The sequence below is a fragment of the Rathayibacter rathayi genome (genome assembly GCF_004011095.1).
Lineage (GTDB): Bacteria > Actinomycetota > Actinomycetes > Actinomycetales > Microbacteriaceae > Rathayibacter > Rathayibacter rathayi.
In genome coordinates, this window is sequence record NZ_CP028129.1 from 240,949 (window position 1) to 253,187 (window position 12,239).

The following is a 12,239-nucleotide window of genomic DNA, read 5'->3' on the forward strand; positions in this document are numbered from 1 at the left end:
GGCACAATTGCCGGGTGCCCAGGACGATCCAGATCGCGGACGGCGTCCCGGTGTCTCGGAGCGCAGTGTTCCACGCCGATAACCTCGAGGTCCTGCCGCAGCTCGCCGGCGGGGCCTTCACTGTCGTCTACCTCGACCCTCCGTTCAACACCGGCCGGGCGCAGGTGCGGACCTCGACCACCTCCGTCCGCTCCACGACCGGCACGATTGCGGGCTTCAAGGGGCGCAGCTACGAGCGGATCCGCGGCGACCTGCTCCGCTACGACGACCACTTCGACGACTACTGGTCATTCCTCGAGCCTCGGCTGGCGGAGGCGTGGCGCCTTCTGGCCGAGGACGGCACGCTCTATCTCCACCTCGACTATCGCGAGGCGCACTATGCCAAAGTGCTGCTCGACGCGCTCTTCGGCCGCGAGTGCTTCCTGAACGAGATCATCTGGGCCTACGACTACGGGGCGAAAGCCACGCGCCGCTGGCCGACCAAGCACGACACGATCCTCGTGTACGTGAAGGACCCGCGCGGCTACCACTTCGACTCCGCGGCCGTGGACCGCGAGCCGTACATGGCCCCCGGCCTGGTCACCCCCGAGAAGGCCGAGCGCGGCAAGCGACCGACCGATGTCTGGTGGCACACCATCGTCTCGCCGACCGGTCGCGAGAAGACCGGCTACCCGACGCAGAAGCCGGAGGGGATCCTCCGTCGCATCGTGCAGGCGTCGAGCCGGGAGGGCGACGCCGTCCTCGATTTCTTCGCCGGGTCCGGCACGACCGGGGCGGTCGCGCACTCCCTGGGCCGGCGCTTCGTCCTCGTCGACGAGCACGCCGACGCGGTCGCCGTCATGCGCCGCCGCTTCGCTACTCTCTCGCCGGCCCCCCTCTTCCTCTGACGTGGGCTCGGCCCCGCCCTGCTTGCGCAGCCGCGGCGGGCAACGCTCCTCCACAGGGGCGGGATCGGCGGATCGTCCACCGATGGTGGATCGCGGGAGCCGGGGGAGGGCCGTGAGCGTCAGAGTGGCGGCATGTCCAGTACTGATCTCGGAGCTTTCACCCGGCGCGCGGCGCTCCGCGCAGGGGCGACGGATGCGCAGCTGCGCGCTCCCGCCCTGGCCAGCCCGTTCCACGGAGTGCGCACCCGCGTGATGCCGGTCACGCATCTCGACCGAGCGCTCGCCTACCTGCCCCGGCTTCGGCCCTGGCAGCTCTTCTCCCACCTGACCGCTGCCAAAGCGTGGGGCGTGCCGCTCCCGGCGCGACCAGAAGAGGACGATCCGAGCCACGTCGCTGCGACGAGGCCGCACCGGCCCCCGAGGACTCGGGGCGTGATCGGTCACACCCTCGCGGAGACCGACAGAGTCGAGCGGCGCGGTGTCCCGGTCACGGGAGCGGCGTCGACGTGGATCGCCCTCGCCCCGCTGCTGTCTGCGCGTGATCTGCTCGCCGCCACCGATCACCTTCTCTTCCCACCGCGAGCTGCCCTCGAGGCCAACGGCTGGCGAGCGTGATGCTCCCCGCCGATCGGCAGGGCTCAGCTGCTCGCCCGCACCACGAGCGTCGTCGGCATCAGCGTGCGGTGCTCGACGGGAAGGCCCTCGATCCGGGCGGTCAGCAGTTCGACCATGCGGGCGCCGAGGTCGTCGGGGAGCTGGCGCACCGTGGTCAGAGCGGGCACGGCGTTCCGCGCGAAGAGGTCGTCGTCGAAGCCGACAACCGACACGTCCTCGGGGATCCGTCGTCCGGCGTCGCGCAGCGCGGCGTATGCGCCGACCGCCATCTGGTCGTTCGCGGCGAACAGGCCGTCGATGCCGGGATCACGGTCGAGGAGGCGGCGCATCGCCTCGGCGCCGCTGGCGGGCGAGAAGTCGCCCCACTCGACCAGGTCGTCGGCAAGGCCGGCGTCAGTCAGGGCGCCGCGCCAACCGATCAGGCGATCCACTCCGGGCGGCATGTCAGCGGGTCCCGCGACGGTCGCGATCCGGCGGCGGCCGCGCTCGATCAGGTGGGCTGTGGCGACGGCCGCGCCCTCGGTGTTGTCCACGTCCACAAAGTACGAACCGCGCTCCTCCGGCGAGAGTGGCCGCCCGCCGAAGACGATCGGCAGCGTACCCGAGAGTGCCGCGTAGGAGTGGTCGCCCGAGTGGTGCGAGACCACGAGCGCACCGTCCACGTTGCCGCCGAGCAGGTAGCGCCGCGTCTTCTCGCCGTCGGTCTCGGACGCGATCAGCATCGAGAGCGTGTAGTCGGAGTCGGCCAGGCGCATCGCGGCGCCCTGCACGATCGAGGCGAAGAACGGATCCGCGAAGACGCGGGCTGTCGACTCCGGCACGATCAGCGCGATCGACTGCGTGCGCCGCGAGGCGAGCATCCGGGCGGCGTGGTTGGGCACGTAATCGAGTTCGACGATGGCCTTCTCGACGGCGGTCACGATCTCGGCCGCGACCTGCGGGGCGCCGTTCACCACCCGCGAGACCGTCGCGCGCGACACTCCGGCCCGCGCCGCGACCATCTCGAGGGTGGGGGAGCGGCCCCCGCCGCGGATGCCCGTCGTCTCGCTCACCGGTCAGCCGAGGGTCGCCGCGGCGCTGCCGCCGAGCAGACGGGAGTAGACCAGGCCCGAGTCCTTCACGATCCGCTCCTGCGTGTCGTAGTCGACGCGCACGATGCCGAAGCGCTTCTCGTAGCCCCAGGCCCACTCGTAGTTGTCCAGGAGCGACCAGACGAAGTAGCCGCGGATGTCGGCGCCCTGGTCGATCGCGTCGGCGACCTTCTCGACGTGATCGAGCACGTACTGCGTGCGGTCCACGTCGTGCACGCGGCCGTCCACGACGACGTCGTCGTAGGCGGCGCCGTTCTCCGTCACGTAGAGCGGGGGGAGGTTCTCGTACTCCAGGCCCAGGCGGGTCAGCAGGTAGCGCAGCCCGTCGGGGTTCACCTCCCAGTCCATCGCAGTGCGCGGCAGCCCGCGCGAGGGGAAGGTGATGAACTCGGAGCCGACCCAGGGGGAGCCGACCTCGCGGTCGGTCGCCTGCGCGAAGTCCTCGGCGCCGGCCGGCAGCGGGTAAGCCGAGACGTTGTCGTCGTGGTAGTGGTTCACGCCGAGGAAGTCGAGCGGGAGCGAGATCAGGTCGAGGTCGCCGTCCACGATCAGCTCGTCGAGGCCGAGCCCGGCGACATCCTCGAGCAGGTCCTCGGGGTACTCGCCGCGCAGCAGGGGGTCGAGGAAGAGGCGGTTTTGCAGTGCGTCGAAGCGGCGAGCGGCATCGAGGTCGGCCTCGTCCTCCTGGTCGTCGGGGACGGCGTTCGAGAGATTGAGCGTGATGCCGAGGTTCTGCGCGCCGAGCTGGCGCAGCGTCGAAACGGCCAGTCCGTGGGCGAGGTGCGTGTGGTGTACAGCGGCGAGGGCCTTCTGCTGCGAGATGACACCGGGAGCGTGCACGCCTGCTCCGTACGAGAGCAGGGTCGAGCAGAACGGCTCGTTGAAGGTGGTCCAGTGCTGGACCCGGTCGCCGAGGCTCTCGTAGACGGCCTCGGCGTAGTCCCGAAAGCGCTCCGCGGTGTCGCGGTTCGCCCAACCGCCGGTCTCCTCGACGGCCTGCGGGAGGTCCCAGTGGTAGAGGGTCAGCCACGGCAGGACGCCGGCGCCGAGCAGCTCGTCGACCAGGCGGGAGTAGAAGTCGAGACCCTCGAGGTTCACGGCCCGGTCGCCGGGCTTCACCCGCGACCAGCTGACCGAGAAGCGGTAGGAATCCAGCCCCAGCTCCCTCATCAGCTGCACATCAGCGGACATCCGGTGGTAGTGGTCGACCGCGACCTCGGGGGTGTCTCCCTTCGCGACTGCTCCGGGAACGCGCGAGAAAGCATCCCAGATGCTGTCCTCTTTACCGCCCTCGTGCCCAGCGCCCTCGATCTGGGCGGCGGCGGTCGCGGATCCCCAGAGGAAGCCGGCCGGCCACTCGCGAGCGGCGAGCCGGTCGGCCCGCGTGATCTGCTCCGAGTGACTCGGGGTCACGGGGGTGGGGGCGGCGCTCATTGCGGACTCCTTCGGCAGCGGTCCGACCATCCTAGAGCCCCGATGGAGCGCTCTCTCGCCGTGGAACGCGAGAATCTCGGCTCGGGCGGGCGCGAGGCGCCGCCCCGATGCTCGGACACCGCGGCGAGCGCGGCGTCCGAGCGGTGAAGGCGGTGCCTCGGCGGGGGAGATGGTTGCGGCGCAGGAGGCGACCGGTCGGTGCCCGCTGCTCAGTTGCGGTGGGCGCCGTCCTGCGGCGGAGCGGTAGGGACCGAGTCCGTCCGGACATCCGGCTCGATGCTGCCCGCGGCCAGATCGGCACCGGCGCGTGCGGCGAGCTGCGGATCTGTGCGGCGCAGCTCCTCCGCGCTGTCCTCGGCGGCCAGGTCGTGCGCCTCCTGCATGGCCGACTTCGCCCGCAGCGGCGGGGTCTTGAGGAACCACGACAGCACGAAGGCCAGCAGGACGACGCCCAGCGCGACCTGGAAGACGGTCACCGTCGCGTCATTGAATCCGGTCAGGAACGGAGCGGAGAGGGCGCGGTTCGCTGTGTTCAGGAACGAGGTGTCCCCGTTGAGAGCGGCGCCGATCGCCGCGGTGTCCTGCGACTGGAGCAGTTTCAGGATGCCGGCGTTGGCCGGGTCCGCGATGACGGCCGGATCGGCGGCCGCCCGCTGCAGGTCGGCCGAGAGCACCGGGTTCTTGAATGCTGCGGCGATGGTCTCGGGGATGCGGCTGAACAGCACCGAGAAGATGACGGCGGTGCCCAGCGTGCCGCCGATCTGGCGGAAGAACGTCGAGGCGCTGGTCGCGACTCCCATGTTCGCCACGTCGACCGAGTTCTGCGAGGCCAGGGTGAGGGTCTGCATCATCTGCCCGAGCCCGAGGCCCAGCAGCAGCATCCCGCCCATCATGAAGATCACCGGCTTGTCGATCGACACGAAGGTGAAGAAGAAGAAGGCCGCCGACATCAGGAAGGTGCCGACGATCGGGAAGGCGCGGTAGCGGCCGGTACGCGAGATGATCTGCCCCGAGACGATCGAGGCGATCATCAAGCCAAGGATCATCGGCAGCATCAGGAAGCCGGACTCGGTCGGCGTGGCACCGTTGACCAGCTGCAGGTACAGCGGAATCGCCATCATGCCGCCGAACATGCCGAAGCCGACCAGGACGCCCAGGACGGTCGCCATCGAGAAGGTCGGCGAGCGGAAGAGCTTGAGGGGGATCAGCGCGTCGTCGCCCATCATCCGCTCGGCTGCGATGAAGCCGACGATGCCCAGCGTGCCGACGAGGTAGCAGACCCACGCGATCGGCGAGCCCCAGCCCCACTCGCGGCCCTGCTCCGCGACCAGCAGCAGCGGGCCGGCGGCGATGACCACGAGCGAGGCGCCCCACCAGTCGATCCGCACCGAGCGCTTGCCGGCGGGCTTGGGGAGGTGCAGGAAGCGCACCACGATGAACAGCGCCACGGCGCCGATTGGCAGGTTGATCAGGAAGACCCAGCGCCACCCGGTGATGAAGAGGATCTCGGGGGTGCCGGCGAGCAGGCCGCCGATGAGCGGTCCGACGACGCTCGAGATGCCGAAGACCGCGAGGAAGTAGCCCTGGTACTTGGCGCGCTCGCGCGGGGGGAGGATGTCGCCCATCACGGTGAGCGCGAGCGACATCAGGCCGCCGGCGCCGAGACCCTGCACGGCGCGGAAGCCCGCGAGGCCGAGCATCGAGGTCGAGAAGCCGGCGAGCGCCGAGCCGATCAGGAACAGCACGATCGCGATCAGGTAGAGCGGTCGGCGTCCGAAGATGTCGGAGAGCTTGCCGTAGATGGGCGTCGCGATCGTCGAGACGATCAGGTAGGCGGTGGTCACCCACGCTTGCTGCGAGAGGCCGTCGAGGTCGTCCGCGATGGTGCGCATCGAGGTGCCGACGATCGTCTGATCGAGCGAGGAGAGGAACATCCCGGCCATCAGGCCGAAGATGACGAACAGGATCTGGCGGTGCGACATCACGGCGCCGGAGGGCGTCGCGGTCGCGGCGGATGGAGCGGAGGCGGAGTCGGCCACGGTGGTCCCCTTGTCTGGCGGACACGTCCAGGCACGGCGATCCGCCGCAAACGTTGCGTGCTGCGCAAAGTTACATCGCGTGCGAAGTTTGCGACAGGGGGTCTGATAAACCTGAGCAGGATCTCAGACTCATCGGCGCGCGGTTCACGCGGTGGCCGGGACCGCCTCGTCCGCCCAGCCGGCCTCGCGCAACGCAGCGCGCGCCTCCGCTCGAGCGGAATAGGGGGTGCGGACACCGAGGATGTCGCGGTAGTTCTGGTGTCCGGGACCGGCCCAGAGGATGGCGTCGCCCTCGTGCGCCAGCGAGACGGCGACGCGGATAGCGCGTTTGGGGTCGTCGACCTCGTGGAGCTCGGCATCGGGACGTGCAGCGCGGGCGGCGTCGACGAGGGTTCGACGGATCGAGGCCGGGTCCTCAAAGCGCGGGTGGTGATCGGTGATCACCAGCGCGTCGCTGCCCCGGACCGCGACCTCGGCCATCGCGGGACGCTTCAGCGCATCGCGGTCGCCGTCCGCGCCGAAGACCATGATCACCCGACCCGGAGTGACCTCTCGGACCGCCTCGAGCGTGCGCGCGAAGGCGTCGGCGCTGTGGCCGAAGTCGACATACACCGTCGGCCCGCGCTCACCCGAGACGCGCTCGGTGCGGCCGGGCAGCGAGGCGTCCACTCCGCCGTCGCGGTGCAGGGCGGCTCGGATCTCGCCGATCGGCCAGCCGGCCTCGATCAGCATCACAAGAGCGAGGCCGGCGTTGGCCGCCATGTGCACACCGATGATCGGGACGGAGGTCGTAATCGCGCGGCCCTCGCGGTTCTGGAGCCGGAACCGGGTGCGGCCGAATTCCTGCTCGAGCATACTGACGATCCAGTCGGCGTCGACGCCGGGAACGGAGGTGATCGTGGTGACTGGCACGCCGGCGATCTCGCAGAGGCGAGCCCCGGCGGGCGAGTCGAGTGAGACGACGGCACGGCGGGCCCGGTCGGGTCGGAAGAGCCGCGCCTTCTCGCCGAAGTAGGTGTCCATGTCGCCGTAGTCGTCGAGGTGGTCATGGCTCAGATTGGTGAACCCCGCGACGTCGAAGACGACGCCGTCGACGCGGCGCCGGGTGAGGGCCTGCGCGCTGACTTCGATTGCGGCGGCGCCGACACCCTCCTCCTCCATACGGGCGACCAGGGCGTGCAGCTCGGTGGCCTCCGGCGTGGTCAGACCGCTGGTCACCGAGGTGTCGCCGATATGGCGCTCGGCGGTCGAACTCAGGCCCGGGACCACGCCGAGCTGTCGGAGGATCCCCTCGAGCATGTGCACCGTCGAGGTCTTACCGTTGGTGCCGGTCACGCCCAAAAGCACCGGGGAGCGTTCGGCCGTGCCATAGACGGTGGAGGCGATCGCACCCAGGCGCGAGCGCGGCTGGTCGACCACGAGGACGGGCAGCCCAGTCGCCCGCGCGGAGGCTGCTCCGGTGGTGTCGGTGAGCACGGCTGCGGCCCCGCGTGACGCGGCCTGCTCGACGAACTCGGCGCCGTGGCGGTTCACGCCGGGTAGCGCGACGAAGAGGTCGCCGGGCTCGACGTCCGAGGCGATCAGCGTGACTCCGCTGATTTCGGTGGTGAGATCGTCCTCGCCCCCGAGCTCGAGGGTCTGTGCGAGTGTGGCGAGAGGAACGGACGGCGAGATGTGGGGGCGGAGCATAGTGTCCTCTCGTCGACGTCTCCGTAGGGGCCGTACGGCTGGGCTGGAAGGGGCGGTCGCATGTGGAGCTGAGTCTGTCACTCAAGCTAGGGGTTTCGCTTATGAGAATCCTTGGAGGATATGCGCCTCTTGTGCGGAGGTACACGGGTGGACAGATCCGATCGCCGATGCTTTCGCGACCGTCCGAGCCCGTCCCATCCGGCCTGTCTAGGCTCGGAGGATGACGTCGAACGAGAACGAGACGACCGGCCCCCGCTCGGTCCGCCGCCGGTCCCTGGTCATTGGAGTCGCCGCCGCGGGCCTGACCGCCCTGGGCGTAGGAGCCGCCATCGGGAACGGCGCCCCGCCCCCGGCACTGACGCCTGTGCCACCCTCGCCCTTGCCTCTCACCACCGCGTCGGCCACGACCACCGCGAGGTCGACCCCCACCCCCTCGGGGATCGACCTCGCGGCACACTCCGTCGACGAGCCGGCGAGCATCTGGGTCGTCGTCAACAAGCTCCGGACGCTCTCGCCCGTCGACTACGTCCCGGCCGACCTGACCTTCCCGGACGTGCCCTACGTCAACCGCCAGCCGATGCGCCAGGCCACGGCGGACGCCCTCGTCCCGCTCTTCGAGGCGGCCAGGAGTGAGGTGGGCCTCTCGCTCGCGGTGCAGAGCGCCTACCGCTCCTACGACACTCAGGTCGGCGTCTACGCGGGCTGGGTGTCCTCGCGCGGGCAGGCGGGAGCGGACGCGACCAGTGCGCGCCCGGGGCACAGTGAGCACCAGACCGGCTGGGCGGTGGACGTGGTCGGAGCATCGGGAGAATGCGCGCTCGAGATCTGCTGGGGTGACACTGCGGAGGGTCAGTGGGTCGGCGCGAACGCGCACCGGTTCGGCTTCCTGGTGCGGTACAAGCCGGACACCACTTCAACCACGGGGTACGAGTCGGAGCCGTACCACCTGCGCTACATCGGCACCGTGCTCTCCGGCTACCTGCACGACTCCGGGATCGAGACGCTCGAGCGAGCCTTCGGCCTTCCGGATGCGCCCGACTACGCGCCGGGGACCACCTCCTAGCCCGTCTAGCGATCACAGACGGACAGGATCGGGCGTGACACGCGCAGCTCATTCCCGTACTGTTCTTCGGAGCGCTCTCAGAGACCCGTCCTACCGGTCTCCCACCCTTGCCTGGTGACAGTGCCGCTTCCCCTGCTCCCGAGCCCGGTCCCCCGCCGAGCCGCCGAACCGTGAGACCTCTCTGTGCCCCCTCGTTCCACCCGTTCCCCCCTGCCCGCTGACCACCCGGAGACCCCCGCAGCGCCGCTCACCCGTCGCGAGCTGCGCGAGAGCGAAGGCCGCATCCGCCCCGCCGGCCCCGCGCGGCCCTCGGCCCCGGCGCGGCCGCACCTGACCGGCGAGGCGTCCTTCTCCTCGCGCCGCGACCGCCGTGATGCCGAGGGACACCGGGCCCGCACCTCGCCCGTCCGCCGCGGCGCTTCCTTCGTCCGCCCCTCCCCGCGGACGGTGGCGCTCGCCGTCTCGGGCGGGCTCGTCGTCGTGGCCGTCGCCTCAAGTCTGAGCCTCACCGTCGGCGCCGGCTCCTCCGCCGAATCGGCCTCCGCGGGGGCCGCCACGCCGACCGCGACGAGCGTCGCCGTGCTCCCCGCAACCACCGCCTCCGCGAGGGTCGTTCTCAGCTCCGTCTCCACCACCACGGGCACCGTGGCCGGCGGCACGAGCGTGACGCTCGAGGGAGCGAACCTGGACTCGGTCGCTGCAGTCCGCTTCGGGGACTCCGAGGGCAGCGTCGCCGTCGACAATCCCGACCAGATCACTCTCACGGCTCCGCCCGCCGACGGCGAGGCCGCGGGCGAGGTCCCGGTGGCATTCTTCGACGCCGACGGCCGCGCGATCAGGTTCGATGCGGTCACCGACTCCGCCGCCGCGGTCACCGTCGACGGCACGCCCGCCGACGCGGTGCAGCCCGCCGTCGAGACATCGGACCCCGCGGTGGGCACGACGGCGCGGGCCTCGACCGACCTCGCCGCTCCGACCGTGAGCGCCACGACCGGCCCTGCCACCGCGACCGGCCCCACCGCGACCGGCGTGCTCGCCAGCACGAAGGTCGTTGCCTCGGCGATCACCTTCGCCTACACGCCCGACCCGGCGATCGAGGCCGCGAAGGCGCAGGTCGCTCTCGACGCGAGCCGCCTCGCCTCGCAGCTCGACTACCTCCGCACGTACTGGAGCGACTACAACTCCGCCCAGTACGGCGTGATCCCGGGCAATGACTGCGTCAACTTCGCCTCACAGTCGCTGATCGCCCGCGGTTGGGAGATGGACGGCGAGTGGAACTCCTCCTCCTCCGGCTACAGCGCAGCGTGGGCGTCCTCCACCGCGTTCCACGCCTACCTCGCGGCGCACCCCGAGCGTGCGACGCCGATCTCGAATGCGGAGCGGAGCCTGGTGAAGCCGGGTGACATCGTCCAGTTCGACTGGAACGGCTCGGGCGACTGGGACCACACCGGCGTGGTGACGAGTGTCGACGGTGAGACGATCCTTTACTCCTCGCACACCGCTGACAACCACGACCAGAGCATCGACTCGGCCTCCGCCGGCCGGATCGCCTTCTGGGGGCTGTGACGCGGCCACAGCGAAAGGGGCCGCCACCGCCGACGCGGTGACGGCCCGTCGCTATCCGGTCAGTTCTTGAAGACGTCCTTGACGTCCTCGCCGACCTTCTTGGTGTGGGCCTTGGTCTGGTCGGCCTCGCCCTCGGCCTCGAGGCGTTCGTTGTCGGTCAACTTGCCGACGGCCTCCTTGGCCTTGCCGACCAGGTTCTCGGCTGCAGTGCGGATCTTGTCGTCTGCACCCATGAGGGGCTCCTTCTGTTCGGTGGATCATCCGTCGGCGGGTGCCGGGGACGTTGTCGAGGACTCGGATCAGGCGACCCGGTCCTCCTTCGAGAAGCCGGCCCGGGCGCTGGATGCGACCTCGAGCAGGACCGGCAGCCGAGCACCCAGCAGGGTGTCGAGCGCGACCACCTCGTGACGAACCGCGTCGACCACCGTCCGGGGCGAGACCCCGGCGCGGGGGAGGACCCGGACCTTGAGTGCGGTGTCCGAGCCGTGTCGGTAGGCCGCGACCGTGACATCGAGTAGCTCGGTGCGTCCGGCGAGGGCGTTTTCGAGCACGTCCTCGGCGAAGCCGGTCGCGATCTCGATTCCGCCCGCAGGTCCGCCCTCGGCCTCGTCGCGGAGGAGCGTGCCGGTGCGGCCGCGGCCGTGGGCGAAAGCCATCACGAGCGCCAGGACGATGCCGAGCAGGCAGATCCCGACGATGGCGTAGAGCGGCCAGAGGACGGCCGCATCACTCCAGGTGGTGCCCTCCTTTGGGGAGAGGCGCGAGACCAGGGCGGCCCCCTCGCCGTCGGCGAAGGAGAGGACGGAGTCGCGAACCGGCTGCACGACGGCGATGAGGACGGCCCCCACGCTGACTGCCGCGAGCACAAGGCCCACGACGAGGAGGACGAGGCGGTTGATGAAGCGGTTGCTCGTGGTCATCAGATCCTCCCGGATTTCGACACGCGGACGGTAGCGCGCGGGGCGGGCGACGCAGCAATGCGGCCGAGCTCGTCATCGACAGCACTCTGCACGGCGTCGCGGTCGACGGCGATGCCCGAGGCGGGGGTCACCTCGACCAGTGCCGTGCGGCGGCCGAGCGAGGCGCGCGTGTCCTCGCGGCGGGAGTGGGCGGCCGTGCGGGCAGTGCGGGCGAGCGCGGAGGCGATCACTCCATCGTCTACGACCACAGCGAGTCGGTCGTCGTCCACGGTGTGGCGGGCCCGTGAGCCGGGCGCCAGCGCGAGCACCAGCAGGATCAGGGCGAGGACGCCCGCGCCAACCGCGAGCCCGATGAGCGCGGTGTTCGCCAGGGACCCGACTCCGACGATCCCGCCGAGCAGCGCTGAGGGAGCGGCGAGCAGAGCGGCGGCGCCGAGGACGGCCACTACCGCCTCCGTGCCGACGTAGGCGGCGACCAGGGCGATCAGCACCAGGACGACGATCTGCGCGGCCGAACGGGACCGGTGGGTCTCGCGGCGGAGGTAGCGGCGGTAGCGGGTGTCGGGGGCCGACGGGCTCATACGACTCTCCTCTTGCTCCGGGTGCGGGTGCCGGTGACCCGGATGTCGATCCGGCTGACGGTGCGTCCGGTCAGCGCCTCCATGCGAGAGGTGATGCGGGCCCGATCGCCGTGCAGACGCTCGAGCAGGGACACGCCTGCGGGAAGGGCGCCGGGCTCGAGGACGACCGGGGCGGTCACCGCGAGCGCGAGGCCGCCGTGGTCGTCCGAGAGACGGACACGGATTGCGGAAATCTCCACGCCCAGCTCCTCGTGCACGATGGCGACGGCCGCGCGCTCGATGGAGCGGACGGTGATGGTGACGGTGCCCGCCACCGGCGATGCGGAAGGCGTGTCGAGAGCGGTCACGGGGGCT

12 protein-coding genes are annotated in these 12,239 nt (G+C 70.7%); 4 read left to right on the forward strand and 8 right to left on the reverse strand.

Features of this window, described 5'->3' with window-relative positions; all coding sequences use genetic code 11:
- Positions 1-14 precede the first annotated feature (14 nt).
- Together C1O28_RS01210 and C1O28_RS01215 are read left to right on the forward strand one after the other, a co-directional pair.
- Positions 15-887, forward strand: coding sequence for a DNA-methyltransferase (locus tag C1O28_RS01210; protein WP_097166312.1), 873 nt, complete (start codon positions 15-17; stop codon positions 885-887).
- A gap of 132 nt (positions 888-1,019) precedes the next feature.
- Positions 1,020-1,502 (forward strand): hypothetical protein, encoded by a 483-nt coding sequence (locus C1O28_RS01215; protein ID WP_097166313.1) that lies wholly within the window; start codon positions 1,020-1,022, stop codon positions 1,500-1,502.
- 23 nt (positions 1,503-1,525) lie between these two features.
- On the opposite strand, the gene C1O28_RS01220 is transcribed toward C1O28_RS01215, so the two are convergent.
- From C1O28_RS01220 to C1O28_RS01235, 4 genes are all read right to left on the reverse strand, one after another.
- Positions 1,526-2,503, reverse strand: coding sequence for a LacI family DNA-binding transcriptional regulator (locus C1O28_RS01220; protein WP_097166412.1), 978 nt, complete (start codon positions 2,501-2,503; stop codon positions 1,526-1,528).
- A 54-nt stretch (positions 2,504-2,557) separates the two neighbouring features.
- Positions 2,558-4,027 carry a GH1 family beta-glucosidase gene (locus C1O28_RS01225; protein WP_097166314.1) on the reverse strand — a complete coding sequence of 490 codons (1,470 nt, stop codon included), beginning with the start codon at positions 4,025-4,027 and terminating at the stop codon, positions 2,558-2,560.
- A 209-nt stretch (positions 4,028-4,236) separates the two neighbouring features.
- On the reverse strand, positions 4,237-6,009 hold the full coding sequence (locus C1O28_RS01230; protein ID WP_097166413.1) for an MDR family MFS transporter: 1,773 nt from the start codon (positions 6,007-6,009) through the stop codon (positions 4,237-4,239).
- A gap of 201 nt (positions 6,010-6,210) precedes the next feature.
- Positions 6,211-7,755: a Mur ligase family protein gene (locus tag C1O28_RS01235; protein ID WP_097166315.1), complete on the reverse strand. Its 1,545-nt coding sequence runs from the start codon at positions 7,753-7,755 to the stop codon at positions 6,211-6,213.
- A gap of 220 nt (positions 7,756-7,975) precedes the next feature.
- On the opposite strand from C1O28_RS01235, the gene C1O28_RS01240 reads away from it, so the two are divergent.
- Together C1O28_RS01240 and C1O28_RS01245 are read left to right on the forward strand one after the other, a co-directional pair.
- A complete protein-coding gene (locus C1O28_RS01240) occupies positions 7,976-8,818 on the forward strand; it encodes a M15 family metallopeptidase (protein ID WP_097166316.1) in 843 nt (280 codons plus the stop codon).
- Between the two features lie 183 nt (positions 8,819-9,001).
- Complete coding sequence (locus C1O28_RS01245) at positions 9,002-10,384, forward strand: amidase domain-containing protein (RefSeq protein ID WP_097166317.1); 1,383 nt, start codon at positions 9,002-9,004, stop codon at positions 10,382-10,384.
- Between the two features lie 59 nt (positions 10,385-10,443).
- Here C1O28_RS01245 and C1O28_RS01250 read toward each other — a convergent pair whose 3' ends face one another.
- The 4 genes from C1O28_RS01250 to C1O28_RS01265 all read right to left on the reverse strand — a co-directional run bounded on the left by C1O28_RS01250 (position 10,444) and on the right by C1O28_RS01265 (position 12,232).
- The gene (locus C1O28_RS01250; protein WP_097166318.1) at positions 10,444-10,617 is read right to left on the reverse strand and encodes a CsbD family protein; all 174 of its coding nucleotides are present in this window, start codon (positions 10,615-10,617) and stop codon (positions 10,444-10,446) included.
- Between the two features lie 66 nt (positions 10,618-10,683).
- On the reverse strand, positions 10,684-11,304 hold the full coding sequence (locus C1O28_RS01255) for a hypothetical protein (RefSeq protein ID WP_097166319.1): 621 nt from the start codon (positions 11,302-11,304) through the stop codon (positions 10,684-10,686).
- On the reverse strand, positions 11,304-11,885 hold the full coding sequence (locus tag C1O28_RS01260) for a DUF6286 domain-containing protein (protein ID WP_097166320.1): 582 nt from the start codon (positions 11,883-11,885) through the stop codon (positions 11,304-11,306). The genes C1O28_RS01255 and C1O28_RS01260 overlap by 1 nt, the downstream gene beginning before the upstream one ends.
- Positions 11,882-12,232, reverse strand: coding sequence for a hypothetical protein (locus tag C1O28_RS01265; RefSeq protein ID WP_097166321.1), 351 nt, complete (start codon positions 12,230-12,232; stop codon positions 11,882-11,884). The genes C1O28_RS01260 and C1O28_RS01265 overlap by 4 nt, the downstream gene beginning before the upstream one ends.
- Between the last annotated feature and the right edge of the window lie 7 nt (positions 12,233-12,239).

Bases quoted from the DNA above. Each gene is read 5' to 3' on its own strand.
- C1O28_RS01230 (WP_097166413.1), bottom strand. From the start codon at position 6,009: ATGTCGCACCGCCAGATCCTGTTCGTCATCTTCGGCCTGATGGCCGGG.
- C1O28_RS01220 (WP_097166412.1), bottom strand. From the start codon at position 2,503: ATGGTCGCGGCGCGGGCCGGAGTGTCGCGCGCGACGGTCTCGCGGGTG.
- C1O28_RS01255 (WP_097166319.1), bottom strand. From the start codon at position 11,304: ATGACCACGAGCAACCGCTTCATCAACCGCCTCGTCCTCCTCGTCGTG.
- C1O28_RS01235 (WP_097166315.1), bottom strand. From the start codon at position 7,755: ATGCTCCGCCCCCACATCTCGCCGTCCGTTCCTCTCGCCACACTCGCA.
- C1O28_RS01215 (WP_097166313.1), top strand. From the start codon at position 1,020: ATGTCCAGTACTGATCTCGGAGCTTTCACCCGGCGCGCGGCGCTCCGC.
- C1O28_RS01225 (WP_097166314.1), bottom strand. From the start codon at position 4,027: ATGAGCGCCGCCCCCACCCCCGTGACCCCGAGTCACTCGGAGCAGATC.
- C1O28_RS01250 (WP_097166318.1), bottom strand. From the start codon at position 10,617: ATGGGTGCAGACGACAAGATCCGCACTGCAGCCGAGAACCTGGTCGGC.
- C1O28_RS01240 (WP_097166316.1), top strand. From the start codon at position 7,976: ATGACGTCGAACGAGAACGAGACGACCGGCCCCCGCTCGGTCCGCCGC.
- C1O28_RS01260 (WP_097166320.1), bottom strand. From the start codon at position 11,885: ATGAGCCCGTCGGCCCCCGACACCCGCTACCGCCGCTACCTCCGCCGC.